This window comes from Pseudomonas sp. TMW 2.1634 (assembly GCF_001703595.1).
Lineage (GTDB): Bacteria > Pseudomonadota > Gammaproteobacteria > Pseudomonadales > Pseudomonadaceae > Aquipseudomonas > Aquipseudomonas fragi.
This window is the reverse complement of sequence record NZ_CP016849.1, coordinates 4998176-5016525: the sequence shown is the minus strand read 5'-3', so window position 1 is coordinate 5016525 and position 18350 is coordinate 4998176. Positions and strand designations below refer to the sequence as shown.

Genomic DNA, 18350 nt, shown 5'->3' with positions numbered 1-18350 from the left:
TTCTCTCGGGTTAGCCGTGTGCGGCGGCCATGACTTTGGCGGCGATCAAGGTGAGCGTGGCCTGATCAACAGTGGCGGATTCAGTGAGTTTGCCGACCCAGGACAAATCGCTCGGGGACAGGCCAAGGCGCTGGCCTAGTTGCATTTTTTGCAGCAAGGGCAATAGCGCCGCAAAGCTGCGTGGTACGCTGCCCTTCATCAACACAAGGGTTTGCGCCACATCCCAGCCATGCAGATCGCTGATCTGTTGCGCAGCGACGTCCAGGGTCAGCGTCGAGTCCAGGGCCGCGGCGCGCTGCAGATAACTGCGGGCTTCGGCGGTGTCTGCGACCTGCGTGCGCAACCACTTGCCATAGCGCGACAGCAACAGCAGCAACGCCAGGGTCAAGGGAGGGGATTTTTGTTCGCCCGTCAGCGCAGAAGGAATGGCAGAGTTCATGGGCAGCAACACGCCCAGATCCTGCTCGCCCAACTGTGCCCAGTGGCACACCTGAGCGAATTGGCGCATCAGGTAGGCGTACTGGACGGCCCGGGGCTGGCCGTCCAGTGTCGTCTCCCCTTGGCAGATACGTTCAATATCTGCCCAGAAGCTCATCAGGTCATACCCCTCAAGCGTCGGGGCCATGTCCTTGGCAACCGCATCGACCCAGAGCAGGGCAGCAGCGGCGATATTGGCCTTGAGGTTGAACTCGGCACCGATATGGCGCGCCATAAGTGCCCGCAGTACGGCGATCTCGCCGGCCTGGCGCGCCGCATCCACTGGCGCGCGGCCGGTCAGGGTGCTGTAGATATTTTCGATAAACACTTTGAGTTCAGGCGTACCCTGCACCGGGTAGCGACGGCTGGTCAGGGCGACCAGTTGCCCCGGTTCCAGCTCGGCTGTGCGCATCCAGTCCACCAGATAACCGGTGCGGATCAACACACCCAGGGCGATCTGGTTTGGCCGCGGCTCGGCCAGCGCGCGGACAATCGCATCGGGTGCGGCGAACAAATCCCAGAAATGCAGGGCCTCGGCCACACTCAAGCCGAACAGGCGAGGGATGGCCACCATCCGGTACAACGCCGAAATCTGCTCCAGCCCCAACATCGCCAGGACCCTGTTGGCGTTCATGCCTGGCAGGAACTGCGCCAGTACGATCAGTGTGCCATCGTCAATCTTCAAACCTTGGCACAGCTGTGCACGTATTCGCAGTGATCCCTGGTTTTGCGTGGTTTGCTGGAAGTCGACATTGGTCTGGCCGATCAGGTCATCGGCGCCAAACAAGGAGGTATAGAACGAGTCCTTGCCAGCCCCGTGAAAAGTATTGAGCACGCCCAGGCAGGCAGCAAAATTGTCCACGGTCATGTTGTGCCGCTGGCGCAACGGCAGATACACGGCCAATGCTTGCAGAACCTGCGTCAGGGGATGCGCAGTGATATCGTTGTTGGCTTGACAAATAAGCCAGTCCAACTCTTCAAATGACAACAGCTTCACATGATGTTGCAAACGCACCAATCGGTTAAGGCGCTCGAGCCCACTCTTGCTACGGTTGTGAAAAGCACTATCGCTCGGGCTATTGACTGGCGCTGGCACTGGCTGACCGAGCCCGGCCCCTACATACACATACATTGGCTTGTCAGGGTTTGCAGTTCCGTCGTCCCAACTATTGATGTATCTGGCGCCGTAACTCTGGACCGCAACAATGGCCGGTGACGACAGTTCATAGAAGGGTCCACCTCCCAGTATCGAAATAATTGTTTGCACGGGCAACTGAAGCGCAGCTTGCAGGTGGCTGCTATATTCCAATGAGGTGAACGCGCTGATGCCAAAATATCGGCAAATGCTCTCATTGGAGGTATTTTCAGGTTCAGTCAAAATATTGAACAATTGCGGCGACATCCCTAGCGCGTCCCGCGCATAAGCAGCTGGCATCCTGGTCGCCCAGCTGTTCAGGTTAGTGTCCTGCTTAAGCGCCTGCCCCTCGAAATCACCCAGCACCGACCAGAGTTCGGCAGGGCTGCTTTTGCGAGCTTCCATCCCTTGAAGAATTTGCTCACTTACATGGTTGTAGGGCAAGTTCATCGGGTATACCGCCTCACGCAGCAGGTCTTCGGCGTTCCCCGTCAAGCCGGTTTTCAGCACTTCCAGGGTCAATTCCAATGTGCTGATTTCTTCATTCAGGTTGGCATCACTCAACACCAACGCGCCAAGATCCGGGCGTCGCTGGTTAAGTTGCAAGCCGTTAGAAGACGGGTGCAGCGGGTTGGCAGCGCGATACAGATCGGTCAGATAACTGGCCGGGGAAAACAAGGAGCCCGCCGAATCCGGATGGGAAAAGCCGTCGGGGCTGGTTCTCTTGAACCACTGCTCATAACTGCCGCCACTGCCCAGGGAGCGTGCTACCGGGAGGGTGTCATCCACGGGGGCTTCAAGTTTTGCTACCGAGCACACGGCAGGATCGCTGCGCGCGCACAGTTGCGTATAGAGCCGGGACAGGCCCGCGGCACGAGCCTCTGCCTGATTAAAGAATGTGTTTGCCTCTTCCTCAGTCATTGTCTTTCCGGTCAGCCCTTGTATCCGAGCTTTAAACCCTGAGGGGCCATCTCGGACGACCTCGAACACGGAGCTGAAACCGAAACTTGCAAGCTGTTCACGCAGTTTGATCAAGGCCTCGCGCGCAGCGATGTCGCTTTCATTTTCCTGGTCTTCAGGCGGCTCATCGCCCACGGGAGGCTTGTCGTCGACAGGTGGTTCATCGCCGATCACGATGACCTCTGGCGGCAGTTCCTCCTCGGGCGGTTTGGAGACGTTACTTGGGTCGCCCGCGTCTGGGGGGCTATCAGTTGTATCGGTAGATTTGTTGTTTGCCATGACCATAACCTCAAGCTAATTGCTGATTCGCTGTACCAGGAACCAATCCGGCCATCCGCCACGGAAGTGGACAGATCATCGGATTTTTTGAGCCAGGGACTGACTCTGTTGAGGTCAATTACGCGCTTGGAAAGGGAGGTTGCCTACTGTCATAACTGACAGAGATGAAGTCCGCTTGTCAGAAAACACCGGCGAACTAGTAGGCATTTATGGCAATGAAAAAAGGAGGAAGGGCACGAAAAAAAAGCTGCAAGCCGCAGGTCAATACCTGCAGCGTGCAGCTTGTAGAGGGTTAACTTAAATCGCCGTTCAGGCTGCTTGCGTGCGTAACTGCCGTGCCGCCGCCACCATGTTGACCAGCGCTGCTTCCGTCTCGGCCCAGGCGCGGGTTTTAAGGCCGCAGTCGGGGTTGACCCACAAGCGTTCGGCCGGAATGCGCCGGGCAGCCTTGCTCAGCAACTTGACCATTTCAGCCGTGTCCGGCACCCGCGGTGAGTGGATGTCATACACACCCGGGCCGATGTCATTGGGGTAGTCGAACGCTTCAAAGGCCTCCAGCAGTTCCATGTCCGAGCGGGAAGTTTCGATGGTGATGACGTCGGCGTCCATTTCGGCAATCGACTTGATCACGTCGTTGAATTCGCTGTAGCACATGTGGGTGTGGATCTGGGTTTCGTCACTTACACCTGATGCGCACAGGCGGAAGGCCTCTACCGCCCAGTCCAGGTATTCCTGCCACTGGGCACGGCGCAGCGGCAAGCCTTCGCGGAACGCCGCTTCGTCGATCTGCACAATCTTGATGCCGGCTTGTTCCAGGTCCACCACTTCGTCGCGGATGGCCAGCGCCAGTTGTTGCGCCTGCACTTTGCGCGACACGTCTTCGCGGGGGAAGGACCACATCAGCATGGTCACCGGGCCGGTCAGCATGCCCTTCATTACTTTGTCGGTCAGGCCCTGGGCGTATTTGATCCACTCCACGGTCATGGCCTGCGGGCGGCTCAGATCGCCGAAGATAATCGCCGGTTTGACGCAACGCGAACCGTAGCTCTGTACCCAGCCGTATTGGGTGAACACGTAGCCGTCCAGTTGCTCGGCGAAGTACTCGACCATGTCATTGCGTTCGGCCTCGCCATGTACCAGTACATCCAGGCCCAGACGCTCCTGTACCTGTACGGCATTGCGGATTTCGCTGTGCATCGCGTCGGTGTATTCGCTGGTCGACAATTTGCCTTGCTTGTACGACTGACGCGCCAGACGAATCGAAGCGGTCTGCGGGAATGAACCGATGGTAGTAGTCGGAAAAGCCGGCAAATTCAGACGGGCACGCTGCAATTCAATGCGCGTGGCAAACGGCGACTGGCGCTGGCTGTCGGCCTCGGTGATGGCGTCAAGGCGGGCCTGCACGGCTGCCTTGTGAATGCGCGGCGAGTTGGCCCTGCTTTGCTGTACGGCGCGGCTTTGGGCCAGGGCCGCTTGCACGTTCGGGGCTTGCGGGATATTCAGGGCATCACGCAACACGGCGATTTCCGCACACTTCTGTTTGGCAAAGGCCAGCCAGCTAATCAGCTCGGCATCCAGTTTGGTTTCGCGATCCAGATCCACCGGGCTGTGCAACAGCGAACAAGAGCCCGCCACCCACAGGTTGTCGCCAAACCGCTCTTCGGCTTCCTGCAGTTGCGCCAGGGCGTTTTCCAGGTCGCAGCGCCACACGTTGCGACCATTGACCAGGCCCAGGGACAGCACTTTGTAAGTCGGCAGACGATCGAGAATGGCATGCAGCTGGTCGGGAGCCCGCACCAGGTCTACATGCAGGCCATCGACCGGCAGGCCCACGGCCAGGCCGAGGTTGTCTTCCAGGCCGCTGAAGTAAGTGGCAACCAGTTTCTTCAGTGGCGAGTACTGAAGGATGTGATACGCACGCTCGAAGGCGTTTTTCCATTCCTGAGGCAGGTCAAGCGACAGGATCGGCTCATCCAGCTGTACCCATTCCACGCCCTGCTCCGCCAGACGGGAGAGGATGTCCGCGTACACCGGCAGCAGGTTTTCCAGCAACTCAAGCTTGTCGAATGCATTGCCCTTGGCCTTGCCCAGCCACAGGTAGGTGAGCGGGCCGATGATCACGGGCTTGACCTTGTGGCCCAGGGCCAGGGCTTCGGCGGTTTCTTCGAACAGCTCGTGCCAGCTCAGTTCAAAGCGCTGGTCGAGGCTGAATTCAGGTACCAGGTAGTGGTAGTTGGTATCGAACCACTTGGTCAGCTCCTGGGCGTGCTGGCCTTTGCCGTGTTCACCACAGCAGCTGTGGCTGGCGCCGCGGGCCATGCCGAACAGGGTGTCCAGGGTCGGGCGGCGCTGCTCATCGAGGGTGGCGGCAAAACGCGGGGGGATCACGCCGAAGGTCAACGAGTGGGTCAGCACCTGGTCGTACCAGGCGAAGTCCCCAACCGGCAGCAAGTCGATGCCGGCGTCTTTTTGCAGTTGCCAGTGCGTGGCACGCAATTGGCGGCCAACGTCTTTCAACGCAGCCTGGTCGATATCACCTTTCCAGTAGGCTTCGAGGGCTTTTTTCAGCTCGCGGTCTGCGCCGATGCGGGGGAAACCAAGATTGTGTGCCAGGGCCATAACGACATTCCTTCGTGTAAGTAATGACGCAATTATCGACAGCCATAGCAACATGAGACAAACTCAACGTTTTCGTGTTGATCATCAAAGTTACTCATGGAGCCACTGTGCTGGAAATTCGTCACCTCAAAACCCTGCACGCGTTGCGCGAATCAGACAGCCTGGTAGAAGCCGCCGAGCGCCTGCACCTGACCCAGTCCGCGTTGTCCCACCAGTTCAAAGAGCTTGAAGAGCGCATGGGCATGCCCCTGTTTGTGCGCAAGACCAAACCGGTACGCTTCACCAGCGGCGGCTTGCGCCTGCTGCAACTGGCCGATGCCATGCTGCCGTTGTTGCGCGGCGCCGAGCGCGATATCGCCCGCTTGGTGGGCGGTACGGCCGGGCGTTTGCACATGGCGATTGAATGCCACAGTTGCTTCCAGTGGTTGATGCCGACTATTGACCAGTTCCGTGATGCCTGGCCCGAGGTGGAACTGGATCTGGCGTCCGGCTTCGCCTTCGCCCCGTTGCCGGCTCTGGCCCGGGGGGATCTGGACCTGGTGGTGACGTCCGACCCGCAGGAAATCGCCGGGCTGACCTATGTGCCGCTGTTTACCTACGAAGCTATGTTGGCAGTGGCCAATCAGCATCCGTTGGCCAGTAAACCGTTTATCGTGCCTGACGATCTGAGCACTGAAATCCTGATCACCTACCCGGTGGAGCGTGATCGGCTGGATATCTTTACCCGCTTCCTGGAACCGGCCGATGTGGAACCGGCCCAGGTTCGTACCTCGGAGCTGACGGTGATGATGATGCAGCTTGTGGCCAGCGGCCGTGGTGTGTGCGGGATGCCGCACTGGGCGCTGCATGAATACAGCTCGCGCGGTTATGTGAAAGCCAAGCGCCTGGGTGAGAAAGGCCTGTTTGCGACGCTGTACGCCGCGATCCGCGCCGACATGCTGGATGCCCCTTACATGCGCGACTTCTTGCTGACTGCCAAGGACACGTCGTTCTCGACGCTGGATGGCGTGAGCGCGGTGCGTTAACCAGACCAGACCGAAGCCCCTGCATCGCGGGCAAGCCCGCTCCCACCGATTAAGGGGCGCCCACTCAATGCTCTACCAAGCCCACCCCCCTGTGGGAGCGGGCTTGCTCGCGATAAGAGCGCCGCGGAGCAACAGGTACGTCCAAGTCTGGCCATCGCGGGCAAGCCCGCTCCCACCGATTAAGGGGCGCCCACTCAATTCTCTGCCAAGCCCAACCCCCTGTGGGAGCGGGCTTGCTCGCGATAAGAGCGCCGCGGAGCAACAGGTACGTCTGTAGTGGTCAACTAATCCCGGACACGACGTTAAGTTTTTTCTCGGCCTGAGCCGGCGTTAGCCCGCCATTAAATTGATGAGGCCGTATCCAGTTGTAGCGATGCATCAAATAATGACTGATGTCTCGTTGTGCCTGCTGAACCGACATATAACCCACTGAAGGTATCCACTCGGTTTTCAAGCTGCGAAATACTCGCTCCATCGGCGAGTTGTCGTAGCAATTGCCCCGGCGACTCATGCTCTGGCTGATGCGGTACCGCCACAGACGCTGACGGAAGTGGCGACTTCCATATTGCGATCCCTGATCCGAATGAAACAGCAGCCCTTGAGGCTTCCCGCGTTGCTCATAGGCCATATCCAGTGCTTTGGTGACCAAGTCAGCATCCGGGTTTCCTGATAACGCCCAGCCCACTATCCGGCGAGCATAGAGATCCATAACCACGGCCAGGTAGTGCCATTTCCCTTGCGCCCAGATGTAGGTGATGTCACCGCACCAAACCTTGTTTGGCTCGGGAACATCGAATTTACGATTCAGTGTATTTGGAATGTCAGGCCGCTCGACCGTTGCTTTTTTGTAGGCATGCGAGCCAGGCTGCTTGCTGATCAACCCCAGTTCCCGCATCAAGCCTCGCACCTTGAAACGCCCGATCTGCTCGCCATCATCCTGCATCATCGACACGATACTTCGGCTGCCAGCAGCGTTTCGGCTCTGGGTGAACAGTTCGTTGACTCGACTGCGTAATCGAATTCTCTCAACGCCCGGAGAACGCCGCCTGAGGTGATGGGCGTAGTAAGTCGAACGGGTGATTTCGAACACCTCGCACAAGCAGTCAACAGGTTCATGGGCGCTTAGCTGATGGATCAGTGCGAACGCTCGAGATCTTCCGACATCAAGAGCGCGGTAGCCTTTTTTAATATCGATTTCTCTCGTTCAAGACGGGCGATTCGGGCTTCCAGTTCCTGGATCTTTTGCTGCTCTGGGGTGAGCGCCTTGCTCTGCGGGGTGACGCCTGTGCGTTCCTGCAGAAGCTGACTGACCCAACGGCGCAGGGCCGACTCGCCAATGCCGAGTGAACGACTGGCTTCGATGCAGCTGTAATTTTGTTTGAGTACGAGGTCAGCAGCCTCGCGTTTGAATTCAGCGGAAAAGACACGACGTTGCTTGGTCATCTGACACCTCGATATGGCGAGCATTCTCGCCTAAATGAGTGTCCGGTTTCATTAGACCACTACACAATGCTCTACCAAGCCCAACCCCCTGTGGGAGCGGGCTTGCTCGCGATAAGAGCGCCGCGGAGCAACAGGTACGCCCAGGTCTGGCCATCGCGGGCAAGCCCGCTCCCACCGATTAAGGGGCGCCCACTCAATGCTCTACCAAGCCCAACCCCCTGTGGGAGCGGGCTTGCTCGCGATAAGAGCGCCGCGGAGCAACAGGTACGTCCAGGTCTGGCCATCGCGGGCAAGCCCGCTCCCACCGATTAAGGGGCGCCCACTCAATCCTCTGCCAAGCCCGCTCCCACCAAAAGACTCGGTCAGTTCTCTTCTACATTAACCAACCGACGCATATGCACCCGGTCGTAATACACCTCCCCCACGCGGATCGCACTGTCTTCCAGGCCCGACTGCTCAAACCCGCAACGCTGGTACAACGCCAGCGCCGCATCGCTGCCGGCACTGACGGTCAGTTCGATCACCTTGATTTCAGGCTCTTGCTCAGCCAGTGACAGCACCGCCTGCACCAGGTCCTCGCCCAGCCCCTGGCCACGAAAAGCACCGGTCACATACAGGCCAAACAACGTGGCCTTGTGCCGGGCATCCTCCCAGGGTTCGAAGGCCAATCCGACCATGCCCACCAGTTGCGAATCGACAAAAGCACCAAACAGGGCGCTGAGCTCATCATCCAGTTTGGCTTCCCACCAGCTCAGGGGTAATTGCTCGCGTCGGGCAATAGTCGACACAAAAGCTTCAGGGTGCAGCGCATAAGCCTCAAGCATCAGGTGGCGATATGCCTTGGCGTGTGAGGGGTCAAGCAGTTCTATAGCCATTACGGGTCCAGGTCATACGATTTTACGTTGTTCCAGCATCAGCCTCACGGCCAGTGCAGCCAGCACTGCGCCCATCACATAACGCTGCACGGCCAGCCATAGCGGGTTGCGCACAAACCACACGGCGATACCGGAGGCGAACAGGGCGATCAGCAGGTTGACCGTGAAGCTGACGCTGATTTGGGTCAGGCCCAACACAATACTCTGTGTGAACATCGAACCGTGTTCCGGGGTGATGAATTGCGGGAAGACCGACAGATAGAACACCGCTACCTTGGGGTTCAGCACGCTGGTCATAAAACCCATCATCATCAATTTCGAGGTGGAATCGGGCGCCAGTTCCTGAGCCTGAAACGGCGACCGGGCACCCGGACGCACCGCTTGCCAGGCCATCCACAACAGGTACAGGGCGCCGGCCCACTTGAGCGCCTCATAGGCCATAGGTACAGCCATAAATACAGCCGTCAGCCCCGCAGCAGCGGCAAACATGTGCACGAAAAAACCCGTAACCACACCGATCAACGACGTGACCCCGGCCCTGCGGCCCTGACAGATCGAACGCGAAATCAGATAAATCATGTTCGGCCCCGGCGTCAGCACCAGCAGCAGGCAGGCCGCAGCAAAAATCAGCAGATCATGGGCTGGAATCATCAGGCCGTCCGGGTTTGCAAGGTTTGGCGATAGAACGGCAGGACCAGATCCCGGGTCAAGGGCGCCAGAACCAGGCCGCCATCGCCTTGAGGGTCGATCCACTGCACTTCTTCAATTTCTGCCGCGGCCACTACTGGCTGACTGATATGTACCAGAAACAGCTCGGCCTGCACTTCAAAACCTGGCTCATTGACCGCCGGCGCGGCGAAATGGCCCAGCCAGGTGGCGCTGGCGGGGTCGATCACCAGCGCCAGCTCCTCTTCCAGCTCACGGGCCAGCGCATCGACCGGCTGCTCACCGGCATCGATCTTGCCGCCGGGTTGCATAAAGGCCTGGGTGCCGCGCTTGCGCACCAGCAGGGTTCGGCCATCAGGGCCGATCAATACGGCAGCGGCAATACGGATGATGTTGCAGGTTACAGGTTCAAAAGAAGTCACGGATGTCGGCCAACAGAACAGGAAGGCCTGAAAGGATTGCACGACGCGACGCCCCTGAAAATATACAGATGTCACTTTTACCCGAGCCTTCTGTATGAAGTGCCCGACTTTGGTCGGGATGCCGCCACAGATGAAATCCCGTTCAATGAATAATCTGACAGGGAGTTGGCATTTGCGTGATAGATGACCAACACTCCCCCTGCAAACCTCCGACCTGAAGAGAGGGTGCCAATGTCCTTTTTCTGTTCGTGACCACGTCAGGCATCGCCACCTGACGGAACAGACCCGCCTGAAACAGGAAACCGTATGAGCCTGTCACTGCTAAGCCGTTATGCGTTTTTTGCATTCTGCGTCATCTTCACTCTCGCCAGCCTGCCCTTTATGCACCACGAGTGGTTATGGCCCTTTACCGCCATTACCTTGGCCTTGAGCCTGCTGGGGATTTTCGACCTGCTGCAAAGCCCCCATGCGGTACGCCGCAATTACCCGATCCTGGGCAATATTCGCTATCTGGTGGAGGCCGTCCGCCCGGAAATTCGCCAGTACCTGCTGGAGTCTGACAGCGACGCACTGCCCTTCTCACGGGCGCAACGCTCGCTGGTGTACTCCCGCGCCAAAAATGAAAGCGCCGACAAGCCTTTTGGCACCCTGGTGGACGTGTACCAGCCGGGTTTCGAATTTATCGGCCACTCCATGCGCCCAGCCCCCTTGACCGACCCCGCCAGCTTTCGCGTGGTGGTCGGTGGCCCGCAATGCAGCCAGCCGTACTCGGCGTCGATTTTCAATATTTCGGCCATGAGCTTTGGTTCATTGAGCGCCAACGCGATCCGCGCCCTCAACCAGGGCGCCAAGCTCGGTAATTTTGCCCACGACACGGGTGAAGGCAGTATCAGTTCCTATCACCGTGAGCATGGCGGTGACCTGACCTGGGAACTGGGCAGTGGCTATTTCGGCTGCCGCACCTCTGACGGGCGTTTCGACCCTGAGCGTTTTGCCGCCCAGGCCCGCACCCCGCAAGTGCGCATGATCGAAATCAAGATGAGCCAGGGTGCCAAACCGGGCCACGGTGGCATCTTGCCCAAGCACAAGGTCACCCAGGAGATCGCCGAAACCCGCGGTGTACCGATGGGCGAAGACTGCATTTCGCCTTCGCGTCACAGCGCGTTTTCGACACCCATCGAGCTGATGCAATTTATCGCGCAGTTGCGTGAGTTGTCGGGCGGCAAGCCTGTAGGCTTCAAGTTTTGCCTGGGCCATCCGTGGGAGTTCATGGGCATTGCCAAGGCCATGCTGGAGACGGGCATCCTGCCGGACTTTATCGTCATTGATGGCAAGGAAGGCGGCACCGGCGCCGCGCCCGTGGAGTTCACCGACCATATCGGCGCACCGCTGCGCGAAGGTCTGCTGTTCGTACACAACACCTTGGTGGGCCTGAACCTGCGGGACAAGATCAAACTCGGCGCCAGCGGCAAGATTGTCAGTGCCTTCGATATTGCCAGCGTACTGGCCATCGGTGCGGACTGGGCCAACTCGGCCCGCGGCTTTATGTTCGCCATTGGCTGCATCCAGTCGCAGAGTTGCCATACCAACAAATGCCCCACCGGCGTGGCCACCCAGGACACCTTGCGCCAGCGTGCACTGGTGGTGCCGGACAAGGCCCAGCGAGTGTTCCAGTTTCACCGCAACACCCTCAAGGCCCTGGCCGAAATGCTCGCGGCGGCAGGCCTGGAGCACCCGGCGCAGCTCAAGGCCAAGCACCTGGTGCGACGCATGTCGGCCACCGAAATCAAACTGTTCTCGCAGTTGCATGTGTTCCTCAAGCCAGGTGAACTGCTGACCGGCGAGGTGAATGGCGAGTTCTATTCACGTATGTGGCAAATGGCCCGGGCGGACAGTTTCGAAGCCAACGAAATCGCGGTGGCCTGACCTCTCTCACTGATAAGTTCCGGGTGGCGAAACACCACCCGGTTCATTAAAACCGCCGGTATTACATAACTATTTTTCCGTATCAAATATTTGATGCCTCCCCCCTCAACACCATTCAATATTTAAACTTTTTTGCCGTCTTCTTACTTCATAGACTCGAGGAACATTAAACAACACGGACAGTTACCATGCCTGATACTCGTGCGCTGATAGACCCTGCGCAGCCCCCCGCCCCGGACGATTTGCATAAAGTCGGCATACACCATGATTTAATTAAAGCCGCCGCCCCCCTTGCCCCTCTGCCTTTAATCCCCCACTTAAACAAGCATACATTCAGTCTTCCCGCGTGGTTTCACCGCGCCACCCCCCGACAGCGCAGTCATCTGGCGTATACACAACAGATCCAGGAGTATGCATTTACCCGCGTCAGTACCTACCTCGCGCAAATAAGTACCGTTGAGGACTTTGCCGTGCCCCTGCTGGAGCAGGCCTTGGCGCAGACCTTCGGGATTGCCTGCAATGCCAGGCAAAATGTAATTACCCTCACCACCCTCAACTGGTTTACCCAAGAGGTCGAAGGCTCAACCACCCAAACCCTCCTGCAGGCGGCCCTGCATAACTTTGATGAGGACCAGGCCGTCACTGGAGGTATCCCGCGCAGGTCAAATTTGTGGGAGCAACGATCATCCGACTCCAGCGGCCCGGCACCAAAAAGAATTGATATCGAGCCAGAGGCTTTTGCCCGCTTGTGCAGGCAGCTGGATATCGGCGGTCGCTACCAGACCCACCTGAACACGCTATTTAATCCTGCCAGCACAAACGAAAAAAAAGAACTCGACCACGCCTTTCTCCAGCATGAGCGCACGGCATTAATGCTGCAGGCAGAAATTGCGCTGATAAAAGGCGATATCACTCAAAGTACTTATTCAACCCTGATGAGTTACTGCCGCGGCCAGAACCAACCGCTGTTTAACGGCCAGCCGATGACTTTCAACTTCCTGACCTTGGACGACATCCTGTTCCCCTCAATTATCCTGGCTCATGGCACGTCACTTGAACGGGGCCAACAGTGCATTATGTATACACCTGGCGACCCCGTAAGCTGCATCAAGGAATACCCCAACGTGCGGGCGGCGGCCGGCGATCTATTAAGAAAACTGCACAGCCAAAGTTACCGGGAGTTCTTTATTCATCTGGCCCCACAGAACAAAAAACTGACGTTAACAAAGCGTTTAAACAGACATTTTATCGAGGGCCATCAAGACCCGCTGCCGATGCTGCCCACGCCTGTCCAGGGCAACCTTTTCGATTACCTGTACGCACAAAAAAAACAACAACTGCTGCGTGACGCCTATTTTCTTGCCGTGCCCACCGACACGGTTGATCGATTGTCACTGCTTGACCGCCTCGAGCACTATTTCGATACAGCACTGGATGTACTTAATATGGCCGCCCTGTTTGTTCCCGGCGTGGGCGAAGTCATGGCAGTGGTCTTTGCGGCCCAGGTCATGACCGATATTTATCACGGCATTGAAGCATGGGAACAGGACGAAAAAGCCCTGGCCTGGTCGTACACCAAAAGTGTGCTTATCAATGCGGCCCTGGTTGCAGTGGCTGGCAAGCTGACCCACGAGTGGGCTAAACCGTTGCCCATTGAAAAATCACCTTTTGTCGAGGAGTTGCAAGTCATCAACTTGCCCGAGGGTAAAACCCGGCTCTGGAACCCGGATCTCAGCGCATACGAGCACGACGCACGTTTTGATGTAGCGCTCAAAGCCGACAGTAAAGGAATCTATCACCACAACGATAAAAACTACCTCAAGCTCGAGGGCAAACACTATGAACTCAAGGCCGCCACCGATGGCACTTATCGCTTGCAACACCCCACCGAGCCGACTGCCTATGCCCCGCTGATAACCACCAATGGTCAAGGTACCTGGGTACATGAAGCAGAAGATTTCACCCAATGGGCCGAACCCGCCCTGGTCAGGCGCCTTGATCCTGCGGTGCACGACCTAAGCGACAAACAGGCACTCGACATGCTGCATGCCGCGGATACTGATTCATCACATCTGCGCCAGGTTATTTACGATCAGCAATCGCCGCCGGCATTACTGGACGATTGCATCAAGCGCTTTGACACCAAGAAGCACCTGGACAATTTCATCGAGCAAATGCGTGCCGGTAATACAAAAGCCGACCCTCTCCTGCAACTGCAAGTGCTGGTTGATCCCGCTATATGGCCACCGACCAGAACCCTGCGCTGTATCGACAGCTTCGGCGCCACCATTTCACAATACGGCAACAGCAGCAGACTGCCTGTCATCCAGGTCCTCGAAAGCCAGGTTCAACGGGGGGAGTTGCTCAAGACAGTACTGCAATCCCTGGACAACGATGAAGTCAGGCTCCTGATCGGACCTGCCCCCCTGACGGGCAATGTGGTGCTGGAGCTTGATCAACAAGAGCTGCAACTGGGCAGGAAAATTGCGGAGCATGCCGAGCGGTTGCACGAAAAGTTGTTTGACTCACAGTACCGTTTGCGCCAACTGCCCGACCACCCGCTGGTCACAAACCTTGTACAAAGGTACCCGCAACTACCGGTTGCTGCGGCCAAAGAGTTGCTCAGTTCAGCAACGTCGGCCGAAATCTGGCAGTTACAAGAGGGTATTCGCGTACCGCTGCGACTTCAGGAAGAAGCCCGCACTTTTGTCCAGCAAGCCCGGTTGATGCGGGCTTACGACAGTTATTTCTTTGGTTACGAGGCCAACCCGGATACGCAAAAAATGATTTTGCACAGCCTGGAGCAAATGCCTGGATGGCCAGCTGACCTGCGCCTTGATGTTCGTGACCGGAATATTGCTGGCCCCTTGCTGGATCATGTTGGCCCGCAAGATGCGCCCACTCGTAAGGTGCTGGTCAAGCAGGGCAATCGCTACATCACCTACAACGGCCACGAAAACATGCTGCATGGGCTGGATGACATCTACGCATCCGTTCTCCACGCACTAGAAGACGAACAAAGGACTGCATTGGGCTTTACACATCCTGGCCAGGGCCAGGCACTCAAGGAAGCACTGGCAGAACGCCCACCAATGGATCGGCAAACCTTGAGCAAGGTTCTGGACCTCAAGCCTGCCACCCTGAAAAACGAGTCGCCCCTGCGACTGGCAAAAGGCCGGGCCGGGTTTGCGGCGGTCGAAACAGAAGCTGCGCGCTGTGCCCGGGCTCCGTTTGCCTGCTTGCCGGCCAGCCCCAGACGCATCAGGCATCTGAAATCCAAGCTGTTCCCCATGCATACCAATGAGGTGGTCGAAGGTTTTCTTGGCCTGCAGAGCCTTTACAGCCGCGCGGGCCTGGCCCGCCTTGAAGCGCTCAACAAGGAGTTCAAGGCCCTCAAGGACTCACTGGTCGACTGGATCAACGGACCGCTGGAAATGACTCAAATGAGTGACTCGCACATGCGCCCTGTCCACATCAGCGACAAGACACGGGTTGCCAACAAAATCATCCGATGCTGGCAGCGAAGCTCCGGGCATGAGACTGGACATCCTGGCGCAAGACTCAATATCAGCGATATCAATATCGCCAAACTTCCGGCCCTCAATGCAGACTTTAGCCACGTCACCTCGCTGCAAATGAGCAGGATGTACCTTCACAACAGCATTGACTCGTTCCTCGCACACTTCCCCAACGTGCAGGAATTGACGTTTGAGTCGGCCCGCCTCCGAGAACTTCCACCCTCACTGTTTAATTTACCTGAGTTGAAAAAGCTCCATCTGGCGGAAAATCAAATCCGTTTAAATAGCGCCACTGCAGCCAAATTGGCGGCCTTGAAAAAACTCAACGTGCTCAACCTGAGCAACAACCCGCTGGGTGTCATACCGGACTTCAGCCACATGCCAGAGCTGGTCAATCTGAACCTGAAAAATACCGGTCTGACACAATGGCCTGCAGGCATTGAGCACCTGGAGCGGCTAACCCATCTTGACCTGCGTGATAACAACCTGATCACACTTCCAGCGGGTTACTACCAGATCCCGGCCAACAGGTTGAGAAACACGTTCTTGCACGACAACCCGTTGGACAACTCGACCTTTGATGCGGTCAATGCGCACCGTGCCCGACTGGGCCTTGCCCTGGAGTCTCGCGTCCATATACCCGGGCCAAGCAGTCTGGTTGACCTGTGGCTCGACAGCAGCTTGAGCCAGGCCGAACGCGCCATGAAACAGGATATTTGGGCTGCACTGGAGGCAGAGCCGAACTCTGAAAGCTTCTTCAAGGTGATTCGCGACCTGGTTGCCAGCGCAGACTTTGAGCACAACCGCAGCCAGCTGACCGGGAGAGTCTGGAAAGTGCTGGAATGTGCGGCAGAAGACGCCGGCTACCGAGAGGAAGTATTTTCAGGCGCACTGGAAAATGAAACCTGCGTTGACCGTACTTCGACCATTTTCAGTCGCTTCGGCTTCAAGCTGTTGCTGCGCGAAGCCTTGCTTGAGGAGGGCATTCGTAAAGAGTCCAAGATGCTCAAACTGATGCGCGGCAGAGTACGCCTGCTGGAACTGGAGGACATTGCCGATACCCAGATTGCCTTGCAAACCCTTGCCTATAACGAGGCCGTGAACGAAGGTACATTGACCCCTCGCGAAATGCTGAGGCTCAAGCCTGACCCGCTCGAGGTGCAGATGATCTATCAGGTGGAGCTGGCCAAACGCCTTGATTTGCCTTGGCAACCCTCACATATGCGATTTCGGGAGCTGGCAAAAATAACCCCGGCGCAAATCGAGGAGGCTTGCCAGATTGTGCTCAACCAGGAAGCCAGGCCCGACTTCATGGCCAAAAAGCTGCTGGAACAAGAGCTGTGGCGTGACTTCATCGAGTCGGCATACAGCGGCGACATTAAAAATAGCAATGTACTGCTGGAGCAGCGTCATCACGACCTGGAGGCACTGCGCGAAAGACAGCAACAATGGGCTGATACCCAAGGCAGCGATGACCCTCCCCAACGCACGCAGCTGCAAAACAGCTTAAAACAACTGGCGCAAAGGCTGGTTATTGATGAGGCCAAGGTGTTCACCGGCGCGCCAATGCTTGATGCCGATTATTACGCAGAGCTCGGAAAAATCGACCAGCAAAAAAGAAAAACCCTGGAGCGCATTACTCAGCGCATTCTGAACAATAAACCAATGCAAACCATTTTCGAGGAATGACATCACACTCGCGGTTACAAACTGCGTCAACGCAGGACTTTGCATTCAGGCTCTTTTACCGTCACCCTGCGCGCCGCCGACAGGTGGCGCGCACTCGCTACTGCGCCCTTTTTTAATATCTTGAACTGAGTACTCACCGTGAAGCTTGACGGACGCGACCACCGCATTGATTTTTTTCGCGGGCTGGCGCTGATTTTTATTCTCTGGGACCACATCCCGCACAACCCGCTGGCCGAATTGACCGTGCGTAATTTCGGCCTTAGCGATGCGGCGGAGATCTTTGTGTTTCTGGCCGGTTATGCCGCCGTGCTGGCCTACGGCAAAATCGCCCGGCGCGACGGCTTCCTGCTTGCCAGCGTAAAAATCCTGCGCCGTGCCTGGGTGCTGTATGTGGTGCATATCTTCCTGCTGGCGGTGCTGATGGGCATCGTGTTTTTTGCCAACAGCCACGTCGAAACCCGTGACCTGGTGCAGGAAATGGGCTTGCAGTACTTCCTGAGCAACCCGCAACAGGCGCTCACCGATGAACTGCTGCTGCGCTTCAAACCCAACCTGATGGACCCGCTGCCACTGTATATCGTGCTGTTGCTGGGTTTGCCGCTGGTGCTGCCGATGCTGCTGCGCAAGGCGGGTTATGTGGTTGCCGTGTCCCTGGCCCTGTACTTGCTGGCGCCGGTGTGGAACCTGGCCGCGCAGGAAGGCGGGGTGTGGTTTTTCAACCCGATGGCCTGGCAGTTCCTGTTTATTCTGGGCGGGGCGGCGGCGCTCCACGCGCAGCAGGGCAAAGCGCCTGCAAGCCGGCCGTTATGGCGCCAGCCGTTGTTTGTGGGGGCGGCGGTTTATCTGCTGGTCACCGGGTTGTTGGCGTTGTCATGGCGATGGCCGCAACTTCACGATGCCATCATGCCGCTATGGCTGGGCGAACACCTGTATCCGATCAGCAAGACCAACCTGTCCCCGGTGCGCTTGCTGCACTTTCTGGCGCTGGCCTATGTCGTGGCCAAGGTGGTGCCCCACGGTGGCTGGCTAAACAACTGGTTTGCCCGCCAGGCCTGTCGCATGGGTCGGTATTCGCTGGAAGTGTTTTGCCTGGGGGTGATCCTGGCGCCGCTGGCCGACATGCTCAATGCGCTGGGCGGTGACAGGTTGGTGATGCAAGTGTTCAGCGCCCTGATGGGCGTCGGGATCATGGCCGTACTGGCGGCCTGGCTGGACTGGAACAAGCGTCTGAACCGCAAATAGCGGCAGCTGTTGTGGGAGCGGGCTTGCTCGCGATAGGAACGCCGCGGTGGGTCTGCCCCACCGCGATGCTTTTA

10 protein-coding genes are annotated in these 18350 nt (G+C 57.6%); 4 read left to right on the top strand and 6 right to left on the bottom strand.

Going from position 1 to position 18350, the window contains the following annotated elements; translation table 11 throughout:
• Positions 1–10: 10 nt before the first annotated feature.
• Together BFC21_RS23850 and metE are read right to left on the bottom strand one after the other, a co-directional pair.
• Positions 11–2851: a Tc toxin subunit A gene (locus BFC21_RS23850; protein WP_120266577.1), complete on the bottom strand. Its 2841-nt coding sequence runs from the start codon at positions 2849–2851 to the stop codon at positions 11–13.
• 309 nt (positions 2852–3160) lie between these two features.
• Positions 3161–5470, bottom strand: coding sequence for a 5-methyltetrahydropteroyltriglutamate--homocysteine S-methyltransferase (gene metE / locus BFC21_RS23845; protein WP_088379104.1), 2310 nt, complete (start codon positions 5468–5470; stop codon positions 3161–3163).
• A 107-nt stretch (positions 5471–5577) separates the two neighbouring features.
• On the opposite strand from metE, the gene metR reads away from it, so the two are divergent.
• On the top strand, positions 5578–6495 hold the full coding sequence (metR, locus tag BFC21_RS23840; RefSeq protein WP_088379103.1) for a transcriptional regulator MetR: 918 nt from the start codon (positions 5578–5580) through the stop codon (positions 6493–6495).
• Between the two features lie 280 nt (positions 6496–6775).
• On the opposite strand, the gene BFC21_RS23835 is transcribed toward metR, so the two are convergent.
• The 4 genes from BFC21_RS23835 to BFC21_RS23820 form a co-directional block, all read right to left on the bottom strand.
• A protein-coding gene (locus tag BFC21_RS23835; protein WP_087148787.1) for an IS3 family transposase occupies positions 6776–7938 on the bottom strand; the annotation gives its coding sequence in 2 pieces (ribosomal slippage) (positions 6776–7683 and positions 7683–7938; 1164 coding nt in all).
• A 362-nt stretch (positions 7939–8300) separates the two neighbouring features.
• On the bottom strand, positions 8301–8813 hold the full coding sequence (locus BFC21_RS23830) for a GNAT family N-acetyltransferase (protein WP_088379102.1): 513 nt from the start codon (positions 8811–8813) through the stop codon (positions 8301–8303).
• 12 nt (positions 8814–8825) lie between these two features.
• The gene (locus tag BFC21_RS23825) at positions 8826–9464 is read right to left on the bottom strand and encodes a LysE family translocator (RefSeq protein ID WP_095004970.1); all 639 of its coding nucleotides are present in this window, start codon (positions 9462–9464) and stop codon (positions 8826–8828) included.
• A complete protein-coding gene (locus BFC21_RS23820; protein WP_088379584.1) occupies positions 9464–9901 on the bottom strand; it encodes an NUDIX domain-containing protein in 438 nt (145 codons plus the stop codon). The genes BFC21_RS23825 and BFC21_RS23820 overlap by 1 nt, the downstream gene beginning before the upstream one ends.
• A gap of 306 nt (positions 9902–10207) precedes the next feature.
• Between BFC21_RS23820 and BFC21_RS23815 the strand changes: the two genes are divergently transcribed.
• From BFC21_RS23815 to BFC21_RS23805, 3 genes are all read left to right on the top strand, one after another.
• A complete protein-coding gene (locus BFC21_RS23815) occupies positions 10208–11827 on the top strand; it encodes an FMN-binding glutamate synthase family protein (RefSeq protein ID WP_095004971.1) in 1620 nt (539 codons plus the stop codon).
• Positions 11828–12069: 242 nt separating this feature from the next.
• Entirely contained in the window at positions 12070–17034 is a 4965-nt protein-coding gene (locus BFC21_RS23810; protein WP_256557600.1) for a dermonecrotic toxin domain-containing protein, read from the top strand.
• Positions 17035–17172: 138 nt separating this feature from the next.
• On the top strand, positions 17173–18276 hold the full coding sequence (locus BFC21_RS23805; RefSeq protein ID WP_095004973.1) for an OpgC family protein: 1104 nt from the start codon (positions 17173–17175) through the stop codon (positions 18274–18276).
• Positions 18277–18350 lie beyond the last annotated feature (74 nt).

Coding starts and splice junctions, on each gene's coding strand:
- BFC21_RS23850 (WP_120266577.1), bottom strand. CDS start 2,851: ATGGCAAACAACAAATCTACCGATACAACTGATAGCCCCCCAGACGCG.
- metE (WP_088379104.1), bottom strand. CDS start 5,470: ATGGCCCTGGCACACAATCTTGGTTTCCCCCGCATCGGCGCAGACCGC.
- BFC21_RS23815 (WP_095004971.1), top strand. CDS start 10,208: ATGAGCCTGTCACTGCTAAGCCGTTATGCGTTTTTTGCATTCTGCGTC.
- BFC21_RS23825 (WP_095004970.1), bottom strand. CDS start 9,464: ATGATTCCAGCCCATGATCTGCTGATTTTTGCTGCGGCCTGCCTGCTG.
- BFC21_RS23830 (WP_088379102.1), bottom strand. CDS start 8,813: ATGGCTATAGAACTGCTTGACCCCTCACACGCCAAGGCATATCGCCAC.